Genomic DNA, 23,178 nt, shown 5'->3' on the forward strand with positions numbered 1-23,178 from the left:
TCATGGCAGATTATCAGGGTAAAAAAGTCGTCATTATTGGGCTGGGCATGACCGGCCTGTCATGCGTGGACTTTTTCATGGCGCGCGGCGTAACCCCGCGCGTGATGGACACCCGCGTCGCGCCTCCCGGGCTGGATAAATTGCCTGAATCGGTCGAATGTCATGTCGGCGGCCTCAATGATACCTGGCTGCTGGCGGCGGATCTGATTGTCGCCAGTCCCGGCATCGCGCTGGCTCATCCTTCGTTGAGCGCGGCGGCGGACGCTGGCGTAGAGATCGTTGGCGATATCGAACTGTTCTGCCGCGAAGCGCAGGCGCCGATCATCGCCATTACCGGCTCGAACGGCAAAAGCACCGTCACCACCTTGGTGGGCGAGATGGCGAAAGCGGCCGGGGTTAACGTCGGCGTGGGCGGCAATATCGGCCTGCCGGCGCTGATGCTGCTGGATACCGATCGTGAGCTGTATGTCCTGGAGCTCTCCAGCTTCCAGCTGGAAACCACCTCCAGCCTGCAGGCGGTGGCGGCAACCATCCTCAACGTGACTGAGGACCATATGGACCGCTACCCGCTGGGGCTGCAGCAGTATCGCGCGGCGAAGCTGCGGATTTACGAGAATGCGAAGACCTGCGTGGTCAACGCGGACGATGCGCTCACCATGCCGGTACGCGGCGCGGACGATCGCTGCATCAGCTTTGGCGTCGATGTCGGTGACTACCACCTTAACCGTCAGCAGGGCGAGACCTGGCTGCGCGTTAAAGGTGAGAAAGTCCTCAATGTAAAAGAGATGTCTATCACGGGTCAGCATAACTACAGCAACGCCCTGGCGGCGCTGGCGCTGGCCGATGCCGCGGGCCTGCCGCGTGCCAGCAGCCTGAAGGCGCTGACCACCTTTACCGGCCTGGCGCATCGCTTCCAGCTGGTGCTGGATCACAACGGCGTGCGCTGGATTAACGACTCGAAGGCAACCAACGTCGGCAGTACCGAGGCGGCGCTGAACGGCCTGCAGCTTGATGGCACGCTGTATCTGCTGCTGGGCGGCGACGGCAAGTCCGCTGATTTCACCCCGCTGAAGCGCTACCTTGGCGGCGATCGCATCCGCCTGTACTGCTTTGGTCGCGATGGCGCCGAGCTCGCCGAGCTGCGTCCTGAGGTGGCGGTACAAACTGAAACCATGGAACAGGCGATGCGTCAGATAGCGCCCCTGGTGAAAGCGGGCGACATGGTTCTCCTGTCGCCGGCCTGCGCCAGCCTGGATCAGTTTAAGAACTTTGAACAACGGGGCGAGATGTTTGCCCGCCTGGCGAAGGAGTTAGGTTGATGCGTTTCTCTCTCCCACGCCTGAGAATGCCGCAACTGAGCTTGCCTCGGTTGAGACTGCCGCGACTGCCGGGGATGTTTATCTTCGCCTGGCTGTTCGCCGCGCTGAAAGGCTGGGTGATGGGCTCGCGCCCAAAAGATAACGACAGTCTGGTGATGTATGACCGGATGCTGCTGTGGCTGACCTTCGGCCTGGCGGCGATCGGATTTATTATGGTGACCTCGGCGTCAATGCCGGTGGGGCAGCGTCTGGCGAACGATCCTTTCCTCTTCGCCAAGCGTGACGGCCTGTACATTGTGCTGGCCTTTGTCCTCGCGCTGGTGACGCTGCGACTGCCGATGGATTTCTGGCAGCGCCACAGTACCGCGATGCTGATCGCCTCGATCGTCATGCTGCTGATCGTGCTGGTGGTGGGTAGCTCGGTAAACGGTGCATCGCGCTGGATCGCCCTCGGTCCGCTGCGCATTCAGCCGGCGGAGTTCACCAAGCTGTCGCTGTTCTGCTACATCGCCAACTATCTGGTGCGTAAAGCTGATGAAGTGCGTAACAACCTGCGCGGCTTCTTAAAACCGATGGGCGTGATTTTCGTGCTGGCGATCCTGCTGCTGGCGCAGCCTGACCTCGGTACGGTGGTGGTGCTGTTCGTCACCACGCTGGCGATGCTGTTCCTCGCCGGCGCCAAGCTGTGGCAGTTCATCGCCATTATCGGCATGGGCATCTCGGCGGTGGTCCTGTTGATCCTCGCCGAACCGTACCGTATTCGCCGCGTGACCTCCTTCTGGAACCCGTGGGAAGACCCGTTCGGCAGCGGCTACCAGCTGACCCAGTCGCTGATGGCCTTTGGCCGCGGCGAGATGTGGGGGCAGGGACTCGGAAACTCGGTGCAAAAACTGGAGTATTTGCCGGAAGCGCACACTGACTTTATCTTCGCCATCATCGGCGAAGAACTCGGTTATATCGGTGTGGTACTGGCGCTTTTAATGGTATTCTTCGTCGCTTTCCGCGCCATGTCGATTGGCCGAAAAGCGCTGGAGATCGATCATCGCTTCTCTGGCTTCCTCGCCTGTGCGATTGGTATCTGGTTTAGCTTCCAGGCGTTAGTTAACGTCGGGGCGGCGGCGGGGATGCTGCCGACGAAAGGTCTGACGCTGCCGCTGATCAGTTATGGTGGTTCCAGTCTGCTGATTATGTCGACGGCCATCATGTTGTTGTTGCGAATTGATTATGAAACGCGTCTGGAAAAAGCCCAGGCGTTTACACGGGGTGTTCGATGAGCGGTCAGGAAAAGCGGTTGATGGTGATGGCGGGCGGTACCGGCGGGCATGTGTTCCCGGGACTGGCGGTCGCGCACCATCTAATGGACCAGGGCTGGCAGGTTCGCTGGCTGGGTACCGCCGATCGTATGGAAGCGGATTTAGTGCCGAAAAACGGCATCGAGATTGATTTTATCCGTATCTCCGGCCTGCGTGGCAAAGGGATTAAAGCACAGCTGCTGGCGCCGGTGCGGATCTTCAACGCCTGGCGTCAGGCGCGGGCGATCATGAAGCGTTTCCAGCCGGACGTGGTGCTGGGCATGGGCGGCTATGTGTCCGGGCCTGGCGGTCTGGCGGCGTGGTCGCTGGGGATCCCGGTGGTCCTCCACGAGCAAAACGGCATTGCCGGCCTGACCAACAAGTGGCTGGCGAAGATTGCGAAGAAAGTGATGCAGGCGTTTCCCGGCGCCTTTCCGCATGCGGACGTGGTCGGGAATCCGGTGCGCACCGATGTGCTGGCGCTGCCGCTGCCGGGGCAGCGTCTGGTGGGCCGTCAGGGGCCGATTCGCGTACTGGTGGTCGGTGGCTCTCAGGGCGCGCGCGTCCTGAACCAGACCATGCCGCAGGTGGCGGCGAAGCTCGGCGATACGGTGACCATCTGGCATCAGAGCGGTAAAGGCGGCCAGCAAACCGTGCAGCAGGCCTATGCCGCCGCGGGGCAGCCGCAGCATAAAGTGACGGAATTTATTGATGATATGGCCGCGGCGTATGCCTGGGCAGATGTCGTGGTTTGCCGTTCCGGCGCGCTGACGGTTAGCGAAATCGCGGCCGCGGGCTTACCGGCGCTGTTTGTACCGTTCCAGCACAAAGATCGTCAGCAGTACTGGAATGCGCTGCCGCTGGAGAAAGCCGGCGCGGCGAAAATTCTCGAACAGCCGGCGTTCACGGTAGAGGCGGTAGCCTCTACTCTGGCGAGCTGGGATCGGGAAACCTTGCTGGATATGGCGGAACGAGCGCGTGGCGCTTCGATTCCGGACGCTACCGAGCGGGTAGCAGAAGAGGTCAGCGCCGTAGCTTTGGCGCGCTAATTGCGGTGATTTTCACCGCCCGAATACAGAAGTTGATGGCGTAAAGAATGAATACACAAGATTTGGCAAAACTGCGTTCCATAGTGCCCGAGATGCGTCGCGTCCGGCACATTCACTTTGTCGGCATCGGCGGTGCCGGTATGGGCGGTATTGCCGAAGTGTTGGCTAATGAAGGTTACCAGATCAGCGGCTCCGACCTGGCGCCGAATCCGGTGACCCAGCAGCTGTCGCAGCTTGGCGCCACCATTTATTTCAACCATCGCCCGGAAAACGTGCGCGATGCCAGCGTGGTCGTAGTTTCCAGCGCGATTTCCGCCGATAACCCGGAAATCGTCGCCGCGCACGAAGCGCGTATCCCGGTGATCCGTCGTGCGGAAATGCTGGCGGAGCTGATGCGCTTCCGTCACGGGATCGCGATTGCCGGAACTCACGGCAAAACCACCACCACCGCGATGGTGTCCAGTATTTACGCCGAAGCCGGGCTGGACCCGACCTTCGTCAACGGCGGGTTGGTGAAAGCGGCGGGCGTGCATGCCCGTCTCGGCCATAGCCGTTACCTGATTGCGGAAGCGGATGAGAGCGATGCATCGTTCCTGCATCTGCAGCCGATGGTCGCGATTGTGACCAACATCGAAGCCGACCATATGGATACCTACCATGGCGACTTCGAAAATCTGAAGCAGACCTTTATTAATTTCCTGCACAACCTGCCGTTCTACGGACGCGCGGTAATGTGCGTGGACGATCCGGTTATTCGTGAACTGCTGCCGCGCGTTGGCCGGCAGATCACCACCTACGGTTTCAGCGACGACGCCGACGTTCGCGTAGAAGACTACCGTCAGGTTGGGGCGCAGGGGCATTTCCGCCTGGTGCGTCAGGATAAAGAACTGCTGCAGGTGACACTCAATGCCCCGGGACGCCATAACGCGCTGAACGCGGCGGCGGCTGTCGCCGTGGCGACGGAAGAGGGGATTGACGATCAGGCGATCCTGCGCGCGCTGGAAAGCTTCCAGGGTACCGGTCGTCGCTTCGACTTTCTTGGCGAATATCCGCTGACGGAAGTCAACGGCAAAGCGGGCAGTGCGATGCTGATCGATGACTACGGTCACCACCCGACGGAAGTCGACGCCACTATCAAAGCGGCGCGTGCCGGCTGGCCGGATAAAAATCTGGTGATGGTATTCCAGCCGCACCGTTATACCCGTACTCGCGATCTGTACGATGATTTCGCCAACGTGCTGACTCAGGTCGATGCGCTGCTGATGCTCGATGTCTACCCGGCAGGCGAAGCGCCGATCCCGGGCGCCGACAGCCGCTCGCTGTGCCGTACGATCCGCGGTCGCGGTAAAGTCGACCCGATTCTGGTATCCGACCCGGCGCAGGCCGCGGCGATGCTGGCGTCGGTGCTGACCGGCAACGATTTAGTGCTGGTGCAAGGTGCCGGAAACATTGGAAAAATCGCCCGTCACCTGGCTGAAATCAAACTGATCCCGCAAAAAACGGAGGAGGAGCGCCATGGCTGATAAAATCGCGGTGCTTTTCGGTGGAACCTCCGCTGAACGTGAAGTGTCGCTGAATTCAGGCGCCGCGGTGCTGGCCGGGCTGCGTGAAGCCGGGGTGGATGCCCATCCGGTTGACCCGCGCGATGTCGATATTACCCAGTTGAAAAAGCTGGGCTTTAAGAAAGCGTTTATTGCACTCCACGGCCGCGGCGGGGAAGATGGCACGCTGCAGGGGCTGTTGGATCTGATCCAGCTGCCTTATACCGGCAGCGGCGTGATGGCTTCGGCGATTTCAATGGATAAACTGCGCAGCAAATGGCTGTGGCAGGGGGCCGGATTACCGGTCGCGCCGTGGGTGGCGCTGACCCGCGCCCAGTTTAGCGCCGGATTATCTGCTGATGTCGAACAGCAGATTGCGGCGCTGGGTCTGCCGCTCATCATCAAGCCCAGCCGCGAAGGCTCCAGCGTTGGGATGTCGAAAGTCAGCGAAAGCTGTGATTTAGCGAGTGCACTCGCGCTGGCTTTTCAGCATGATGATGAAGTTTTGGTCGAAAAATGGCTCAGTGGGCCGGAATTTACCGTCGCCATCGTCGGTGAAGAAATTTTACCGTCAATACGTATCCAGGCGGCTGGAACCTTCTATGATTATGAGGCGAAGTATCTCTCTGATGAGACGCAATATTTCTGCCCAGGATTGGAAGATCCAGCGCGTGAGTCAGTCATTCAGAGCCTGGTGCTTAAAGCCTGGAATGTTCTGGGTTGCAAAGGCTGGGGCCGTATTGACGTCATGCTGGACAGCGATGGCCAGTTTTATCTGCTGGAAGCGAATACTTCCCCGGGCATGACCAGCCATAGCCTTGTACCGATGGCGGCGCGTCAGGCAGGAATGAGCTTCTCCCAGCTTGTTGTACGAATTCTGGACCTGGCGGGGTGATATGTCGCAGGCTGCGCTGAATACGCGGAACCATGAAGAGGACGTTTCTTCTTCGCGTCGGAGTAATGGAACGCGGCTGGCAGGGATCGTTTTCCTGCTGGCGGTGCTGTTTACCGTGCTGGTCAGCGGGTGGATGGTTCTTGGCTGGATGGAAGACGCGCAGCGTTTACCGCTGTCGAAGATGGTGGTGACCGGCGAGCGTCACTATACGCGCAATGATGACATCCGCCAGGCGATCCTGGCGCTGGGTTCGCCGGGCACCTTTATGACTCAGGATGTGAACATCATTCAGAGTCAGATTGAACGTCTGCCATGGATTAAGCAGGCGAGCGTCCGAAAGCAGTGGCCTGATGAATTGAAGATTCATCTGGTTGAATATGTGCCGATTGCACGCTGGAATGATCAACATATGGTGGATGCAGAAGGAAATGCCTTCAGCGTGCCGGCGGATCGCACCAGCAAACAGAATTTACCGATGTTATATGGCCCGGAAGGCAGCGAGAACGAAGTGCTGCAAGGGTACCGTGACATGGGGCAGGTGCTGGCAAAGGATAAATTCACGTTGAAAGTGGCGGCAATGACCGCCCGTCGTTCCTGGCAGTTGACGCTTAATAATGACATTAAGCTCAACCTTGGCCGTGGCGACACCATGAAACGGCTTCAGCGCTTTATGGAACTCTACCCGGTTCTTCAGCAGCAGGCGCAGACCGACGGCAAACGGATTAGCTACGTTGATTTGCGTTATGACTCGGGTGCGGCAGTGGGCTGGGTACCTGCTCCCGCAGAGGAAACTAATCAACAACAGAATCAGGCACAGGCAGAACAACAATGATCAAGGCGACGGACAGAAAACTGGTAGTTGGACTGGAGATTGGCACCGCCAAGGTGGCCGCTTTAGTAGGGGAAGTTCTGCCCGACGGCATGATTAATATCATCGGCGTGGGCAGTTGCCCATCGCGTGGTATGGATAAAGGCGGTGTGAACGACCTCGAGTCGGTGGTGAAATGCGTACAGCGCGCCATCGACCAGGCCGAACTGATGGCGGATTGCCAGATTTCATCAGTTTATTTGGCTCTTTCGGGTAAACATATAAGCTGTCAGAATGAAATCGGGATGGTACCGATTTCTGAAGAAGAAGTGACGCTGGACGACGTCGAGAACGTGGTCCATACCGCGAAGTCGGTTCGCGTACGCGATGAGCATCGCGTCCTGCACGTGATTCCGCAGGAATATGCCATTGACTACCAGGAAGGGATAAAAAACCCGGTAGGGCTGTCCGGCGTGCGTATGCAGGCGAAGGTACATCTGATTACCTGCCATAACGATATGGCGAAAAACATTGTTAAAGCGGTGGAACGTTGTGGTCTGAAAGTTGACCAACTTATTTTCGCCGGTTTAGCGGCCAGTTATTCCGTATTAACAGAAGACGAACGTGAGCTGGGCGTCTGCGTGGTGGATATTGGCGGTGGTACAATGGATATCGCCGTCTATACCGGCGGCGCGCTGCGTCACACCAAAGTGATCCCGTACGCGGGCAACGTGGTGACCAGCGATATCGCCTATGCATTCGGTACGCCGCCGAGCGACGCCGAAGCCATTAAGGTTCGTCACGGTTGCGCGTTGGGTTCCATCGTCGGTAAAGACGAAAACGTCGAAGTACCGAGCGTAGGCGGACGGCCGCCGCGTAGCCTGCAGCGTCAGACGCTGGCTGAGGTGATTGAACCGCGCTATACCGAACTGCTTAATCTGGTCAATGAAGAGATCCTGCAGCTGCAGGAACAGCTCCGCCAGCAGGGGGTTAAACACCATCTGGCGGCGGGGATTGTGTTAACCGGCGGCGCGGCGCAAATTGAAGGTCTGGCGGCCTGTGCGCAGCGCGTGTTCCATACTCAGGTGCGCATTGGCGCGCCGCTGAACATCACCGGTTTAACGGACTATGCCCAGGAGCCGTATTATTCGACGGCGGTGGGGCTGCTGCACTACGGAAAAGAGTCACATCTGAGTGGTGAAGCGGAAGTCGAAAAACGCGTGACGGCGTCGGTGGGCTCGTGGATTAAGCGACTCAACAGCTGGCTGCGAAAAGAGTTTTAATTTTTTAAGAGAACGCAGACAATTAGCGTTCTCAGGCGACAGGCACAAAACGGAGAGAAACTATGTTTGAACCTATGGAACTGACCAACGACGCGGTGATTAAAGTCATCGGCGTCGGTGGCGGCGGCGGTAATGCCGTTGAACACATGGTGCGCGAGCGCATTGAGGGTGTTGAATTCTTCGCGGTGAACACCGATGCGCAGGCGCTGCGTAAAACGGCTGTTGGCCAGACTATCCAGATCGGTAGCGGTATTACTAAAGGTCTGGGCGCTGGCGCGAACCCGGAAGTCGGCCGTAATGCGGCGGACGAAGACCGTGAAGCGCTGCGCGCGGCCCTTGATGGCGCAGACATGGTGTTCATCGCGGCAGGCATGGGCGGCGGTACCGGTACCGGCGCGGCGCCTGTTGTTGCCGAAGTGGCTAAGGATCTGGGGATCCTCACCGTGGCGGTGGTCACTAAGCCGTTTAATTTTGAAGGCAAGAAGCGCATGGCGTTTGCTGAGCAGGGGATCACCGAGCTGTCCAAGCACGTTGACTCACTGATCACCATCCCGAACGACAAGCTGCTGAAAGTACTTGGCCGCGGCATTTCTCTGCTTGACGCGTTCGGCGCGGCAAACGACGTCCTCAAAGGCGCGGTGCAGGGTATCGCCGAACTGATCACCCGTCCGGGCCTGATGAACGTCGACTTCGCGGACGTCCGTACCGTGATGTCAGAAATGGGCTACGCGATGATGGGCTCCGGCGTGGCGAGCGGTGAAGACCGTGCGGAAGAAGCGGCTGAAATGGCTATCTCTTCTCCGCTGCTGGAAGATATCGACCTGTCCGGCGCGCGCGGCGTGCTGGTTAACATCACCGCGGGCTTCGACCTGCGTCTGGATGAGTTCGAAACCGTGGGTAACACCATCCGCGCATTTGCTTCGGACAACGCCACCGTGGTTATCGGTACCTCTCTGGACCCGGATATGAACGACGAACTGCGCGTCACCGTAGTGGCGACCGGTATCGGCATGGATAAGCGTCCGGAAATTACCCTGGTGACCAACAAACAGGTTCAGCAGCCGGTGATGGATCGCTACCAGCAGCACGGTATGTCCCCGCTGACGCAAGAGCAGAAGCCGGCGGCAAAAGTGGTGAACGATAATACGCCGCAAACCGCGAAAGAGCCGGATTATCTGGATATCCCAGCCTTCCTGCGTAAGCAAGCCGATTAAGAATCGACTGGAAGTTGGGCATCTGCGCTCTTTGTGCTAAACTGGCCTCCCGATAGTGGTGTACACTTCGGTTGGATAGGTAAATTGGCGAGATTATACGATGATCAAACAAAGGACTCTTAAACGTATCGTTCAGGCGACTGGTGTCGGTTTGCATACCGGCAAGAAAGTCACACTGACGTTACGCCCTGCGCCGGCAAATACCGGGGTCATCTATCGTCGCACCGACTTGAATCCACCGGTAGATTTTCCGGCTGATGCCAAATCTGTGCGTGATACCATGCTCTGTACTTGCCTGGTTAATGAGCATGACGTGCGGATTTCTACGGTTGAACACCTGAACGCCGCATTGGCTGGCCTGGGTATCGACAACATTATTGTTGAAGTCGATGCACCGGAAATCCCGATTATGGACGGCAGTGCGGCTCCGTTCGTTTATTTGTTGCTGGACGCCGGCATCGATGAACTGAACTGCGCCAAGAAATTTGTACGTATCAAAGAGACGGTTCGCGTCGAAGATGGCGACAAATGGGCTGAATTCAAACCGTACAATGGTTTTTCGCTGGACTTCACCATCGATTTTAACCATCCGGCGATTGATGCCAGCACCCAGCGCTATACGCTGAACTTCTCGGCCGATGCGTTCATGCGTCAGATTAGTCGTGCGCGTACCTTCGGTTTCATGCGCGATATCGAATATCTGCAGTCCCGCGGCCTGTGCCTGGGCGGCAGCTTCGATTGTGCCATCGTTGTTGACGATTATCGCGTACTGAACGAAGACGGTCTGCGCTTTGAAGACGAATTTGTTCGCCACAAAATGCTGGATGCGATCGGTGACCTGTTTATGTGTGGTCACAACATTATCGGCGCATTCACGGCGTACAAATCGGGTCACGCGTTGAATAACAAACTGCTGCAGGCTGTTCTGGCAAAACAGGAAGCCTGGGAGTATGTGACCTTCGAAGACGACGCAAAACTGCCAATGGCGTTCCGCGCACCGTCGATGGTTTTGGCGTAAGCCTGACCATTCAGTAAATTCGACTGGTAACCTGGTACTCTCTCCGACCAGGGAACCAGTCGTTTTTCTTTTATAGCCTCTTCCCGTTATTTTTCGCTGCGATTTCTGGGTAATAATTAGCGCGCGTTCGCTGCTTTATTAAGCGTTTTCCCCGGGCAACAGCCTTCATTCATGCTGCCTCAGCGCGCTATTAATGTTAGTATTTGAGCGCAAAATTATTTCTCCGGGTTGCTTTACCCCGTGGACATCAGGTTGTCCTGCGAAAAACGTTAATAAAGAGACAGCCTGAACGACAACGGGTATACCAAAGAAAGGTAATGAACGTGAGTGGATTGCTGACGCGCTGGCGACAGTTTGGCAGACGGTATTTTTGGCCGCATCTCCTGTTGGGGATGGTCGCGGCCAGCCTCGGCCTGCCTGCGCTAAGCAACGGCCATGAGACCGCGACGCCAGCGAAGGCGACCGCCAGCAACCATAATCCGAGCAAAGTTAATTTCTCCCAGCTGGCGCTGCTGGAGACGAATCGCCGGCCAAACTTTACCGTCGACTACTGGCATCAGCACGCCATTCGCACCGTTATTCGTCATCTCTCTTTCGCCATGGCGCCGCAGGCCTTGCCGGTGGCGGAAGAAGCGTCCCCGCTGCAGGCGCAGCATCTGGCGCTGCTCGACACGCTCAGCGCGCTGCTGACGCAGGACAGCACGCCGCCGGTGGTGTTCCGCCAGGCGGCGTATATCCCTTCCTCATATTCTGCCTTCCGCGTCGGCGCCTGGATAAGCCAGGTAGCGGGGATCCGCGCAGGGCCTCAACGTCTCAGCTGAAAATAACCACGGACTATCCTATTTTTTGTGACTCCGCACCGCGGGGCGTTTGAGATTTTATTATGCTTATTAAAATGTTAACCAAGGTTTTCGGCAGCCGTAACGACCGTACGCTGCGTCGTATGCGCAAAGTCGTCAATATCATCAACGGTATGGAACCGGCGATGGAAAAACTCTCTGATGACGAGCTGAAAGCGAAAACCGCTGAATTCCGCGCGCGCCTGGAAAAAGGCGAAGTGCTGGAAAACCTGATCCCTGAAGCTTTCGCCGTCGTTCGCGAAGCCAGTAAGCGCGTGTTCGGCATGCGTCACTTCGACGTCCAGCTGCTGGGCGGTATGGTGCTTAACGATCGCTGCATCGCCGAGATGCGTACCGGTGAAGGTAAAACCCTGACCGCGACCCTGCCGGCCTACCTCAACGCGCTGACCGGCAAAGGCGTTCACGTGGTGACCGTCAACGATTATCTGGCCCAGCGTGACGCCGAAAATAACCGCCCGCTGTTCGAATTCCTCGGCATGACCGTTGGCATCAACATGTCCGGCCTGCCGGCGCCGGCGAAGCGTGAAGCCTACGCTGCCGATATCACCTATGGCACCAACAACGAATACGGCTTCGATTACCTGCGCGACAACATGGCCTTCAGCCCGGAAGAGCGCGTTCAGCGTAAACTGCACTATGCGCTGGTGGATGAGGTGGACTCCATCCTGATCGATGAGGCGCGTACCCCGCTGATCATTTCCGGCCCGGCAGAAGACAGCTCTGAAATGTACCGCAAGGTCAACAAGATCATTCCACACCTGATCCGTCAGGAAAAAGAGGATTCGGACACCTTCACCGGCGAAGGCCACTTCTCGGTGGATGAAAAAGCGCGTCAGGTTAACCTGACCGAACGCGGTCTGGTGCTGATTGAAGAGCTGCTGGTACAGGAAGGCATTATGGATGAAGGTGAGTCCCTGTACTCCCCGACCAACATTATGCTGATGCACCACGTCACCGCCGCGCTGCGCGCCCATGCGCTGTTCACCCGCGACGTTGACTACATCGTTAAAGATGGCGAAGTTATCATCGTTGATGAGCACACTGGCCGTACGATGCAGGGCCGCCGCTGGTCCGATGGCCTGCACCAGGCCGTTGAGGCCAAAGAGGGCGTGGAGATCCAGAACGAGAACCAGACCCTGGCCTCTATCACCTTCCAGAACTATTTCCGTCTGTATGAGAAACTGGCGGGGATGACCGGTACCGCCGATACTGAAGCCTTTGAATTCAGCTCCATCTACAAGCTGGATACCGTGGTCGTCCCGACCAACCGTCCGATGATCCGTAAAGACATGGCGGATCTGGTCTATATGACCGAAGCGGAAAAAATTCAGGCGATTATCGAAGATATTAAAACCCGTACCGCAGCCGGTCAGCCGGTGTTGGTGGGGACAATCTCGATCGAGAAATCGGAAGTGGTTTCCCGTGAGCTGACCAAAGCAGGCATTAAGCACAACGTTCTGAACGCCAAGTTCCACGCCAGCGAAGCGGACATCGTCGCCCAGGCAGGCTATCCTTCCGCGGTGACCATCGCTACCAACATGGCGGGCCGTGGTACCGATATTATGCTCGGCGGTAGCTGGCAGGCGGAAGTCGCGGCGCTGGAAAACCCAACGCCTGAGCAGATTGAACAAATCAAAGCCGACTGGCAGGTGCGCCACGATGCGGTACTGGCCGCAGGCGGCCTGCACATCATCGGTACCGAGCGTCATGAATCGCGCCGTATCGATAACCAGCTGCGCGGCCGTGCCGGTCGTCAGGGGGATGCCGGTTCTTCCCGCTTCTACCTGTCGATGGAAGATGCCCTGATGCGTATCTTCGCCTCCGATCGCGTATCCGGCATGATGCGTAAACTGGGGATGAAACCCGGCGAAGCCATTGAGCACCCGTGGGTCACCAAGGCTATCGCCAACGCACAGCGTAAAGTCGAGAGCCGTAACTTCGATATTCGTAAGCAGCTGCTGGAATATGATGATGTGGCCAACGACCAGCGCCGGGCAATTTACACCCAGCGTAACGAACTGCTGGACGTGTCTGACGTCAGCGAAACCATCAACAGCATCCGCGAAGACGTGTTTAAGGCGACTATCGATGCCCATATTCCGCCGCAGTCGCTGGAGGAAATGTGGGATATCGAAGGCCTGCAGGAGCGTCTGAAAAACGACTTCGACCTCGACCTGCCAATCAAAGAGTGGCTGGATAAAGAGCCGGAGCTGCATGAAGAGACCCTGCGCGAACGTATTCTGCAGAGCGCGGTAGAAACCTACCAGCGTAAAGAAGAAGTGGTCGGTGCCGAAATGATGCGCCACTTCGAGAAAGGCGTGATGCTGCAGACCCTGGATTCGCTGTGGAAAGAACACCTGGCGGCGATGGACTACCTGCGCCAGGGTATCCACCTGCGCGGCTATGCGCAGAAAGATCCGAAGCAGGAGTACAAGCGCGAATCGTTCTCTATGTTTGCCGCGATGCTGGAGTCACTGAAGTATGAAGTGATCAGCACCCTGAGCAAAGTGCAGGTGCGGATGCCGGAAGAAGTCGAGGCGATGGAGCAGCAGCGTCGTGAAGAGGCCGAGCGCCTGGCGCAGATGCAGCAGCTCAGCCATCAGAGCGATGATGAAGCCGCTGCACAGGATCTGGCGGCGCAAACCGGCGAACGTAAAGTGGGGCGTAACGATCCCTGCCCGTGCGGTTCCGGTAAAAAATACAAACAGTGCCATGGCCGTCTGAGCTAAGGGCTGATAAAAAAACAAAGGCGCAGAGTTCTGCGCCTTTTTTATGGAGCTGATTCAATGAAAAAACTGCAAATCGCCGTAGGGATAATTCGCAATCCAGAAGGCGACATCTTTATTACCCAGCGCGCCGCCGATGCCCATATGGCGAATAAACTGGAGTTCCCGGGCGGGAAGATTGAATCTGCTGAAACGCCAGAGCAGGCGTTGATCCGCGAGCTACAGGAAGAGGTGGGGATTACGGTCACCACGTTTTCACTATTTGATAAGCTGGAGTATCAGTTCCCCGATCGCCACATTACGCTGTGGTTTTTCCTCGTGGAAAGCTGGGAAGGCGAGCCCTGGGGCAAAGAGGGGCAGCCGGGACAGTGGATGGCGCGGCAGGCGCTGGATCCGGCGGCGTTTCCCCCGGCGAATGAACCGGTTATCCGCAAACTTATCGCCCAGGGCTGAGCCCCGGGTCGGGAGACTAACCCAACAGGCGTTGGGTTAGCGTGCCGTCAAATCAGGGCTGCTGTTCGCTCCAGTCATCGCTATCGGAGAGATCGCCCGCGCTGGGGATGCGCTTCTCCTCTGCTGCCCATTCTCCCAAATCGATCAGCTGGCAGCGCTTGCTGCAGAACGGACGATAGGGGCTTTGTTCGCCCCATACCACATTTTTGCCGCAGGTCGGACAATTGACGATAGTCTCTTCTGACATGTTATCTCCTTAACAGCAGGCCAGTTCAAAATCAAAGCGCTCCGGCACGATCCCATACTCACTGTCCAGCGGCAGGAAGCGGATGGCGAAACGGCTCTTATGGCCGGAGATCTGTGGATAAAGCTGGTGGGCCAGATCGAGACGCAGGCGCAGCAGATCGGCATCTTCGCCATTATCCTGATAAAAGCCATTGAGGCTGGTCTGTTTGCGAAACTGCCCGGAGTTACGGATCAGATCGAGGATCAGGCTCAGGGACTGGACCAAAGGATCGAGGCTGGCAAGCCAGCTGGCCACCTGCTCGTCACGATGCGCCTGCGGCATATGGAGCCAGATATGCAGGGTCGGTAAATCGAAGCTGCAGCAGCCGCCTGGGATACTCAGACGCTGACGCACTAGCGCAATCAGGCGATCTTCACGCAGAAACTGACCAATGCGCGGCGCGGCCATCAGGGTGCTGGAAGACTGCTTGAGCTGCTGGCGCAGCGCGTTAATGCGCTCCTGATCGACTCCCGGCACTTCTGCCCAGGACTGGAGCTTACGCTGCTGGCGCTCCAGCTCTTTGACCAGATCGGTACGCACCTCGCCGCGCTCCAGGACATCCAGCAGATCGCCGGCGTTACGGAAAAAATGGAGCGCATCGGCATGGCTGGCAATCATCGGATGGAAAGCCATCTGCTGGATCAGAAATTCGATGCGCAGCCAGGTGCGCATTTTCTCATTAAGAGGATGTTCAAACAGAACGGGGGTATGCATTACGAGTTTTCCTGTGAGGCGGCCTGCGATGCCAGCGTTAAGTACTTTTCGTGCAGGCGGGCAACATCCGATGCCACTGCATCCGGCGTGCCAGTGTTTTCAATAACATCGTCCGCGACGGCCAGGCGCTGCTCGCGCGTGGCCTGGGCGGCAAGAATATGTTCAGCATGTTCGCGGCTGACCTTATCGCGCAGCATGGTGCGTTCGATTTGCGTCTCTTTTGGCACATCGACGACCAGGACGCGATCGGCCTGGCTGGACAGGCGGTTTTCGACCAGCAAAGGTACGACCCAGAGGAGATAAGGGGAGGTGGCGGCCTGCATCTGGCGGCGCGTTTCCTGCTGAATTAGCGGATGCAACAGCGCGTTGAGCCAGGCTTTTTCCTCCACCTGAGCAAAAATTTTTTCCCGCAGCAGACGGCGGTTTAGCGTGCCGTCGGGCGCGATCATCTGTGGCCCGAAGTGGCCGGCAATGGCCTGGAGCGCCGGGGTGCCGGGTTCGACCACCTGGCGGGCGATAACATCGGCATCGATAACGTTAATCCCGAGCTGCGCGAAGGCGTCGGCAACCGTACTTTTACCGCTGCCAATCCCGCCTGTTAACGCGACTGTGTACCCCATATCTTCTGACCCTGAAACGGATTGCTCGTATTTTTTGGTATTCAGACAGCGAGGACGGGCAGTATGCCGGAGAGGCGACAGCGATCTTGTCGTGATGGCCCCGTGCCAACCGGGAGCGCCGTCCGCTATTCTGTTTATTTTAATCAAGCAAATCAAATGGTTAAAAATAATACGCTGGCGGGTGGAGACATAAGCGTTTTTTTCTCCATTCACCAGGTAAATTTATACGATTGTAGCGTAAAAAAAGTGAAAATCGCAGTCTTGCGCGGGTCTGATTCGTGCGTATGATAACGTCACTGGAGTTGTGCTCTTACATTAATGCCATTAACCCCAGGAATTCGCACATGCGTATTGAAGAAGATCTGAAGCTTGGTTTCAAAGACGTTCTTATCCGCCCGAAACGCTCTACCCTCAAAAGCCGTTCTGATGTTGAGCTGGAACGTGAATTCACCTTTAAACATTCAGGCCTGACCTGGTCCGGCGTGCCGATTATTGCGGCAAACATGGATACCGTCGGCACCTTCAGCATGGCGAAAGCGCTGGCCACTTTTGGCATTCTTACCGCAGTACACAAGCACTACACCGCAGAAGAATGGCAGGCGTTTGTCCAGAGCGTATCCGCAGACGTTCTCAAGCATGTGATGGTTTCCACCGGTACTTCCGACGCGGATTTCGATAAAACGCAACAGATCCTCTCTGAGAACCCACAGTTGAATTTTGTGTGCATTGACGTCGCCAATGGCTACTCTGAACACTTCGTTCAGTTTGTGGCGAAGGCGCGCGAAGCCTGGCCGCAAAAAACCATTATCGCCGGGAACGTGGTCACCGGTGAAATGTGCGAAGAGCTGATCCTCTCCGGCGCCGATATCGTCAAAGTTGGCATTGGCCCGGGGTCCGTTTGCACCACCCGTGTCAAAACCGGGGTCGGCTACCCGCAGCTCTCCGCCGTGATCGAGTGTGCTGATGCCGCACACGGCCTTGGCGGCCAGATCATCAGCGATGGCGGTTGCACCATGCCGGGCGATGTGGCGAAAGCCTTCGGCGGCGGCGCTGATTTCGTGATGCTCGGCGGTATGCTGGCGGGCCACGAAGAGAGCGGCGGTACTGTGGTTGAAGAGAACGGTGAAAAATTCATGCTGTTTTACGGTATGAGCTCCGAGTCGGCGATGACCCGCCATGTGGGCGGTGTCGCGAAATACCGCGCGGCGGAAGGGAAAACCGTGAAGCTGCCGCTGCGTGGCCCGGTGGACAATACCGCGCGCGACATTCTCGGCGGCCTGCGTTCAGCCTGCACCTACGTTGGCGCCTCGCGACTGAAAGAGCTGACCAAACGCACCACCTTTATCCGCGTTCAGGAACAAGAGAACCGGGTATTCAACAGCCTGTAACCGGCTGCGCTGGCGCCTGCGCGGTGCCAGCGTTTCTCATCCTCCCGCCCCGCCAATGGCATCGCCCAGGTGAAAAACGGGCAAATACATCGCCACCACCAGGATCCCAACCAGCGAGCCGGTTATTACCAGCATCAGGGGTTCCAGATGCGCAGCCAGACTGTCGGCTCGCTGATGGGTCTGCTCACGATGATGATGCGCCAGGTTTTCCAGCATCTGATCCAGCGCCCCCGCGCTTTCCCCCGTACGGATGAGCTGCAGACACAGCGGTGTAAATCCGCCGCAGCGGCTTAACGCCTGCCAGATCGGATCCCCCTGAACGATCAGCGCGCGGGCCTGCGCCAGGCGCTGGCGCCACAGCGGGCACGACAGGGTCTCTTCAACGCTTTGCAGCCCCTGCAGAAAGCTGATACCGGCGCTTTGGGTTAACGCCAGAACGGTGAATATCAGGCTCAGCTGTTGGCCGCCGATCAGGGGGCCGACGAGAGGGAGCGCGTTAAGCAACTGCTGGCGACGCAGCAGCCAGTCGGCGCGCTGCCGGACCAGCTGGTTGAGCAGCAGCGGGCTCAGCAGAAAGGCCAACAGCAACGGCCAGCCGCGGCTCAGCATGTCGCCTGCCGCAATAACCATTCGCGTCAACAACGGCAGCGGCGTATTGAACGTCTGGTAGATGGCGGTGAATTCGGGAAGGACAAAATAGAGCATTCCAAGCACCACCAGCAGCGCCAGAGTGAGCACGATTAGCGGGTAGCGCAGCGCCTTTTTGACCTTGCCGGCAAGCCGCTGCTGCTCCTGCTGCTGGTTGGCCAGCTGCTGGCAGCAAATATCGAGCTTGCCCGTCAGTTCGCCGGTGCTAATCATCGCCAGATACAGTGGCGGAAAAGCCTGCGGCCACTGCGCCAGTGCGGCAGAGAAGGCTACGCCCTGGGCCAGTTCGCGGCCCAGCGCCTCAAGCAGTGCCTGCCACTGCGCATGCGGTTGCTGCTGCGCCAACAGCGATAACCCTTCCGCCAGCGGTAGCCCGGCCTGCAGCAGGGTTGCCAACTGGCGGATGGTTTCGCTGCTGTAGCGCGGGTGCCACAGGCTTTGCTTCACCGAACAGCGGTGTATAGCCAGCGGCATGATGCGCTGCTGCTGGAGGTGATGCAGCACCTCCGGACGACTGGCTTGCCATAGCATCCCCTGACAAGGAGCGCCTTGTGCATCGACGCCTCGCCAGCGCCAGAGACGCTTAGTCGCCATGGGGGATCCCCAGCACCCGCACCACCTCTTCGAGGCTCGTCAACCCCTGTTCGATAGCCTGACATCCGCTTTCAAAAAGCGTCATCATGCCCGCGGCTCGCGCCAGAGATTCGATCTCAAGGGCGTTAAGTCCCTGGACTATCCCCTGACGTAGCCCCGGGGTGACAGGCAAGACCTCAAACAGCGCCAGACGGCCATGATACCCGTGATAACAGTGTTCGCAGCCTGCTGCCTGCCAGCGCGGCAGCGGGCGGGGCCACAGACTGTGCGGCAGGTCGGCGGCGCTGCCGGCATTGCGCCGGCAGTGGGGGCACAGCTTGCGGACCAGACGCTGGGCGATAACCAGCGAGAGCGCAGAAGAGATCATCCAGCGGGCGATGCCCATTTGCTGCAGGCGAGTGAGGGTTTCGCTGGTGGAATTGGTGTGCAGGGTAGAGAGCACCAGATGGCCCGTTTGAGCGGCTTTCAGCGCGATTTCAGCGGTTTCGGCATCGCGGATTTCACCCACCATCACAATATCCGGGTCCTGGCGTAACAGGGCGCGCAGCACGCTGTGAAAGGTCAGCCCGGCGCGCGGATTGATTTGCGTCTGGTTCATCCCGGCGATAGGGATCTCCAGAGGATCCTCGACGCTACAGATGTTCACTTGCTCCCGGTTTCGGGCCTGCAGGGCGCTGTAGAGGGTCACCGTTTTCCCGCTTCCGGTTGGGCCAGTGACCAGCAGCAGCCCCTGCGGCTGATTCAGCGCCTGGCGAAAGGCCGCCAGCTGAGAGGATGAGAGGCCGAGAGCCTCCAGATCCAGCGCCTGGTCAACCTGATGCAGAAGGCGCAGGACAATTTTCTCGCCATAGCGGCAGGGCAGGGTGGCGATGCGAAAGGAGAGCGGCCGTCCGGCGAGGTTCAGCGCGAACTGACCATCCTGCGGCAAACGATGCTCGGCGATATCGAGATTGGCCATCACCTTGAGTCGTGCGATAACCGGCGCGGCCAGCTCGGGCGCCAGCAGCGGCAGCGCGTGTAGCACGCCATCGACACGCAGGCGGATCCTTAAGTGCGCTTCCGTGGGCTCGATATGAATATCGGACGCCCGCTGACGCAGGGCCTGCTCGAGGATCTGGTTGACCCGCTCGGCGATGTTTTCCGGCCCTGCATTTTGCGCCAGCAGCGCCTGCTTTTCCTGGACTTGCAGGCGCTTATCCATCTGCTCCTGGCTCCAGCATTCAATATCGATCCGTTTTTGCGTCGCGAAACGCAGCGCCTCCATTAGCTCCGTCGGTGGGGTATCGACCACCGCAATGGATATCGTCTGCTCATCGCTGTGCAGCAGCAGGGCGTGATGGCGACGACAGAGAGGGATCAGCTGTTCTGTTTTCATGTTGTCGCCCTCACTTCACCCGGAAGACGTCTTCGCAGGCCTGCTGAAGTGCGCTGTTGTCAGTGATAGTGCAGACCCGCTGCCAACCGGTGACGCCTTCGGCGTTATCCCAGGTCGGGGTCAGGGTGACGCCCAGTCCGTTGAGACTTTCCTGGCCGGTGAGGGTAACGACGCCTTTGGCCACGCTCATGGCGGAGAGGTAGCGCGTGGTTGTTGGCGAGGGGATGCCATTGCTGCCGCCGTCGCATGTCGTCAGGCCGCCATGATCGAGCGCGCAAAGTTCGATTGCCGTCCGGTAGGGGACAAAGGTCTGCAGCAGGTCGGTGAGGGCGGCTTTACGCAGGTAGTTCTGGTAGGCCGGGATGCCGATGGCGCTGAGAATGGCGATGATGCCGATGACCACCATCAGTTCAATCAGGGTAAAACCTTGTTGTTTATCCATAAGTCGCTCCTTGTTGTGACAGGAGCACTGTGACGGGATTCTGGGGGGCAGGCGAGGAGACGAAAACGATCCGGGAAACCGGGTTCCAGGGTTTTTACCGGTATTGCATGGCGCGCAAGAGCGACTGCGAGTCGGGTCGCAAATTCAGGCCTTCACGCCCGGAAGCGTGAAGGCCAAATCCTCAGCGGAAACGCATCGACAGGTCGAGCGCCTGCACATGTTTGGTCAGGGCCCCGACGGAGATATAGTCGACCCCGGTCTCGGCAAATTCGCGGATGGTGTCAAAGGTGACGTTGCCGGAGACCTCCAGCGCCGCCTGGCCAGCGGTGATTTTCACCGCCTCGCGCATCAGGTCGGTGGTGAAGTTATCGAGCATAATGATATCGGCCCCGGCTTTTAACGCCTGCTCCAGCTCATCCAGCGTTTCCACTTCCACTTCCACCGGCACATCAGGATGCAGCCAGAACGCCTTTTCCACCGCCTGACGGATCGAGCCGGAGGCGATGATGTGGTTTTCTTTAATCAGGAAAGCGTCGAACAGCCCCAGACGGTGGTTGGCGCCGCCGCCGCAGAGAACCGCGTATTTCAGCGCGGTACGCAGCCCTGGCAGCGTTTTACGCGTATCCAGGAGTTGGGTTTTGGTGCCGGCCAGCAGGTCGACATAGCGGCGGACGACGCTGGCGACGCCGGAGAGGGTTTGCACAAAGTTCAGCGCCGTACGTTCGCCAGTGAGCAGAATGCGCGATGGGCCTTCCAGCTCGAACAGGGGTTGATCGGCTTTGACCGCGTCGCCATCGGCGACGTGCCAGGTGATCGTCACGTCGTCACCGGCGAGCTGAATGAAGACCTCTTCCACCCAGCGTTTACCACAGAAGACGCCATCTTCGCGGGTAATGACCACCGCATGGGAGCGTGCATCCTGCGGCAATAATTGTGCGCTAATATCGTTGCTGGCGTCGACTTCGCCGCCCAAATCTTCCCGCAGGGAGTGTGCGACAGCATCGGTAATATCGAGATTAATTCGTTCCAGCAGCACGTCACGGCGGCGGTCGGGGTTGTAACGACGAGGCGACATGATAAAGCTCCAGATAGATAAGATTCAGAAGTGGGAAACATGCTAACCTGAACGACGTTTCAGTACCATACACACTTCATCCTTTGGGCCGGCGTGTGGCCCGGAAGCATGAGTTCGCGAAAGGAGATCCCGCATGCAGTTGAACGAGGGATGGCTGGTCGGCGCGCGTCGGGTTCCCTCGCCGCACCATGACTGCCGTCCGGATGAAGAAGCCCCTTCCTTACTGGTGGTGCATAACATTAGCCTGCCACCAGGTGAATTTGGTGGTCCATGGATTGACGCGCTGTTCACCGGCACCCTGGATCCGCACGCGCATCCTTTCTTTGCCGAGATCGCTCATCTGCGCGTTTCGGCGCATTGTCTGATTCGGCGTGATGGTGAAATCGTGCAGTATGTGCCTTTCGATAAGCGTGCGTGGCATGCGGGGGTCTCCTGCTATCAGGGGCGCGAACGCTGCAATGACTTTTCCATCGGCATAGAGCTGGAAGGCACGGATACCCTGGCGTATACCGATGCGCAGTACCAGCAGCTGGCGGCGGTGACGGATCTGCTTATCACGATTTATCCTGCCATCGCCACAAACATCACGGGCCATAGCGATATCGCGCCCGTGCGCAAGACAGACCCGGGACCGGCCTTTGACTGGAAAAAATTTCGTGCGCTGCTCAGCGCGCCGTCAGAAAAGGAGACCTCATGACGCTGTTTACTACGCTGCTGGTGCTTATCGCTGAACGCCTGTTTAAACTGGGCGAACACTGGCAGCTTGATCATCGGCTGGAGGTGGTGTTCCGCCGGATAAAACATTTCTCGTTGCCGGGAACGCTGCTGATGACCCTGGTCGCCGTCGCGGTGGTCTACCTCATTCAGCGCTTGCTGCAGGGGCAGCTGTTCAACGTACCGCTGCTGGTGTTCTGGATCTTGCTGGGTCTGCTGTGCATCGGCGCCGGCAAGGTTCGGCTGCACTATCATGCCTATCTGAAAGCGGCGTCGCGCAATGACAGCCGCGCCTGCGATGCGATGGCCAGCGAGCTGACGTTGATCCATGGCGTCCCGCCGGGCTGTGATGAGCGCGAGTACCTTAGCGAACTGCAAAATGCGCTGTTATGGATTAACTATCGTTACTACCTGGCGCCACTCTTTTGGTTTGTGGTGGGGGGGGCGTGGGGGCCGCTGACGCTTATCGCTTATTGCGTTCTGCGCGCCTGGCAGACGTGGCTGGCGCGCTACCAGACGCCGCATCACCGTTTGCAGTCTGGAATCGATGGTATCCTGCATATTGTCGACTGGCTGCCGGTGCGTCTGGTGGGGGTTGTCTATGCCCTGGTGGGGCATGGAGAGAAAGCGCTTCCGGCGTGGTTTGCATCGTTAGGCGACCGCCATTCGTCGCAGTATCAGGTATTGACCCGCCTGGCGCAGTATTCCCTGGCCCGTGAACCGCACGTGGATAAAGTGGCGACCCCAAAGGCCGCGGTGTCGATGGCCAAGAAAACCTCGCTGGTGGTGGTGGTGATCATGGCGCTGCTGACGATTTACGGCACCCTGGTGTAACGGCCTGCACCCGTACTCTATCTGTCAGGA

Annotated in this window: 22 protein-coding genes; 15 read left to right on the forward strand and 7 right to left on the reverse strand. The window is 58.3% G+C overall.

What is annotated here, in order from left to right; all coding sequences use genetic code 11:
* The first annotated feature begins 2 nt into the window (after positions 1-2).
* The 12 genes from murD (at position 3) to mutT (ending at position 14,458) form a co-directional block, all read left to right on the forward strand.
* On the forward strand, positions 3-1,319 hold the full coding sequence (murD, locus tag ACOI6Z_RS21415) for a UDP-N-acetylmuramoyl-L-alanine--D-glutamate ligase (RefSeq protein ID WP_023291980.1): 1,317 nt from the start codon (positions 3-5) through the stop codon (positions 1,317-1,319).
* Entirely contained in the window at positions 1,319-2,593 is a 1,275-nt protein-coding gene (ftsW, locus tag ACOI6Z_RS21420; protein WP_004204337.1) for a cell division protein FtsW, read from the forward strand. Before murD ends, ftsW begins: the two co-directional genes overlap by 1 nt.
* The gene (gene murG, locus ACOI6Z_RS21425) at positions 2,590-3,660 is read left to right on the forward strand and encodes an undecaprenyldiphospho-muramoylpentapeptide beta-N-acetylglucosaminyltransferase (protein WP_032429099.1); all 1,071 of its coding nucleotides are present in this window, start codon (positions 2,590-2,592) and stop codon (positions 3,658-3,660) included. The genes ftsW and murG overlap by 4 nt, the downstream gene beginning before the upstream one ends.
* A 47-nt stretch (positions 3,661-3,707) precedes the next feature.
* Positions 3,708-5,183 (forward strand): UDP-N-acetylmuramate--L-alanine ligase, encoded by a 1,476-nt coding sequence (murC, locus tag ACOI6Z_RS21430; protein WP_023291982.1) that lies wholly within the window; start codon positions 3,708-3,710, stop codon positions 5,181-5,183.
* Entirely contained in the window at positions 5,176-6,096 is a 921-nt protein-coding gene (locus tag ACOI6Z_RS21435) for a D-alanine--D-alanine ligase (RefSeq protein ID WP_023291983.1), read from the forward strand. Before murC ends, ACOI6Z_RS21435 begins: the two co-directional genes overlap by 8 nt.
* 1 nt (position 6,097) lies before the next feature.
* Positions 6,098-6,928, forward strand: coding sequence for a cell division protein FtsQ (gene ftsQ / locus ACOI6Z_RS21440; RefSeq protein WP_004204342.1), 831 nt, complete (start codon positions 6,098-6,100; stop codon positions 6,926-6,928).
* Positions 6,925-8,187, forward strand: coding sequence for a cell division protein FtsA (ftsA, locus tag ACOI6Z_RS21445; protein WP_004204343.1), 1,263 nt, complete (start codon positions 6,925-6,927; stop codon positions 8,185-8,187). The genes ftsQ and ftsA overlap by 4 nt, the downstream gene beginning before the upstream one ends.
* A gap of 62 nt (positions 8,188-8,249) precedes the next feature.
* Complete coding sequence (gene ftsZ / locus ACOI6Z_RS21450; protein WP_002888628.1) at positions 8,250-9,401, forward strand: cell division protein FtsZ; 1,152 nt, start codon at positions 8,250-8,252, stop codon at positions 9,399-9,401.
* Positions 9,402-9,501: 100 nt separating this feature from the next.
* A complete protein-coding gene (gene lpxC / locus ACOI6Z_RS21455; RefSeq protein ID WP_002888632.1) occupies positions 9,502-10,419 on the forward strand; it encodes a UDP-3-O-acyl-N-acetylglucosamine deacetylase in 918 nt (305 codons plus the stop codon).
* 323 nt (positions 10,420-10,742) lie between these two features.
* Positions 10,743-11,240, forward strand: coding sequence for a secA translation cis-regulator SecM (gene secM, locus ACOI6Z_RS21460; protein WP_197970852.1), 498 nt, complete (start codon positions 10,743-10,745; stop codon positions 11,238-11,240).
* A gap of 62 nt (positions 11,241-11,302) precedes the next feature.
* Positions 11,303-14,008: a preprotein translocase subunit SecA gene (gene secA / locus ACOI6Z_RS21465; protein WP_023291985.1), complete on the forward strand. Its 2,706-nt coding sequence runs from the start codon at positions 11,303-11,305 to the stop codon at positions 14,006-14,008.
* Between the two features lie 57 nt (positions 14,009-14,065).
* The gene (gene mutT, locus ACOI6Z_RS21470; RefSeq protein ID WP_004204347.1) at positions 14,066-14,458 is read left to right on the forward strand and encodes an 8-oxo-dGTP diphosphatase MutT; all 393 of its coding nucleotides are present in this window, start codon (positions 14,066-14,068) and stop codon (positions 14,456-14,458) included.
* Positions 14,459-14,510: 52 nt separating this feature from the next.
* Here the strand turns inward: mutT and yacG are convergent, their stop codons facing one another.
* From yacG to coaE, 3 genes are read right to left on the reverse strand one after another with little or no spacing between them, the layout of a single operon-like run.
* Positions 14,511-14,705, reverse strand: a complete 195-nt coding sequence (gene yacG / locus ACOI6Z_RS21475) for a DNA gyrase inhibitor YacG (RefSeq protein WP_004204348.1) — start codon at positions 14,703-14,705, stop codon at positions 14,511-14,513.
* Positions 14,706-14,714: 9 nt separating this feature from the next.
* On the reverse strand, positions 14,715-15,458 hold the full coding sequence (gene zapD, locus ACOI6Z_RS21480; protein ID WP_017901182.1) for a cell division protein ZapD: 744 nt from the start codon (positions 15,456-15,458) through the stop codon (positions 14,715-14,717).
* Positions 15,458-16,078: a dephospho-CoA kinase gene (gene coaE, locus ACOI6Z_RS21485; protein ID WP_032453842.1), complete on the reverse strand. Its 621-nt coding sequence runs from the start codon at positions 16,076-16,078 to the stop codon at positions 15,458-15,460. Before coaE ends, zapD begins: the two co-directional genes overlap by 1 nt.
* Positions 16,079-16,422: 344 nt before the next feature.
* On the opposite strand from coaE, the gene ACOI6Z_RS21490 reads away from it, so the two are divergent.
* Positions 16,423-17,466: a GMP reductase gene (locus ACOI6Z_RS21490; RefSeq protein ID WP_023291988.1), complete on the forward strand. Its 1,044-nt coding sequence runs from the start codon at positions 16,423-16,425 to the stop codon at positions 17,464-17,466.
* 36 nt (positions 17,467-17,502) lie between these two features.
* Here ACOI6Z_RS21490 and hofC read toward each other — a convergent pair whose 3' ends face one another.
* The 4 genes from hofC to nadC all read right to left on the reverse strand — a co-directional run bounded on the left by hofC (position 17,503) and on the right by nadC (position 21,600).
* Entirely contained in the window at positions 17,503-18,708 is a 1,206-nt protein-coding gene (gene hofC / locus ACOI6Z_RS21495; protein ID WP_044521027.1) for a protein transport protein HofC, read from the reverse strand.
* On the reverse strand, positions 18,698-20,083 hold the full coding sequence (gene gspE, locus ACOI6Z_RS21500; RefSeq protein WP_044521028.1) for a type II secretion system protein GspE: 1,386 nt from the start codon (positions 20,081-20,083) through the stop codon (positions 18,698-18,700). The genes hofC and gspE overlap by 11 nt, the downstream gene beginning before the upstream one ends.
* 10 nt (positions 20,084-20,093) lie before the next feature.
* Positions 20,094-20,525 carry a prepilin peptidase-dependent pilin gene (gene ppdD, locus ACOI6Z_RS21505; RefSeq protein ID WP_044521029.1) on the reverse strand — a complete coding sequence of 144 codons (432 nt, stop codon included), beginning with the start codon at positions 20,523-20,525 and terminating at the stop codon, positions 20,094-20,096.
* A 181-nt stretch (positions 20,526-20,706) separates the two neighbouring features.
* On the reverse strand, positions 20,707-21,600 hold the full coding sequence (nadC, locus tag ACOI6Z_RS21510) for a carboxylating nicotinate-nucleotide diphosphorylase (RefSeq protein WP_023291991.1): 894 nt from the start codon (positions 21,598-21,600) through the stop codon (positions 20,707-20,709).
* A gap of 133 nt (positions 21,601-21,733) precedes the next feature.
* Here nadC and ampD point away from each other — a divergent pair, with 133 nt between their 5' ends.
* Positions 21,734-22,297 (forward strand): 1,6-anhydro-N-acetylmuramyl-L-alanine amidase AmpD, encoded by a 564-nt coding sequence (ampD, locus tag ACOI6Z_RS21515; RefSeq protein WP_023291992.1) that lies wholly within the window; start codon positions 21,734-21,736, stop codon positions 22,295-22,297.
* Complete coding sequence (ampE, locus tag ACOI6Z_RS21520; protein WP_032453846.1) at positions 22,294-23,148, forward strand: beta-lactamase regulator AmpE; 855 nt, start codon at positions 22,294-22,296, stop codon at positions 23,146-23,148. The genes ampD and ampE overlap by 4 nt, the downstream gene beginning before the upstream one ends.
* Positions 23,149-23,178 lie beyond the last annotated feature (30 nt).

Origin of the sequence: Klebsiella sp. C239, from assembly GCF_048822715.1 — a bacterium.
Lineage (GTDB): Bacteria > Pseudomonadota > Gammaproteobacteria > Enterobacterales > Enterobacteriaceae > Klebsiella > Klebsiella quasipneumoniae.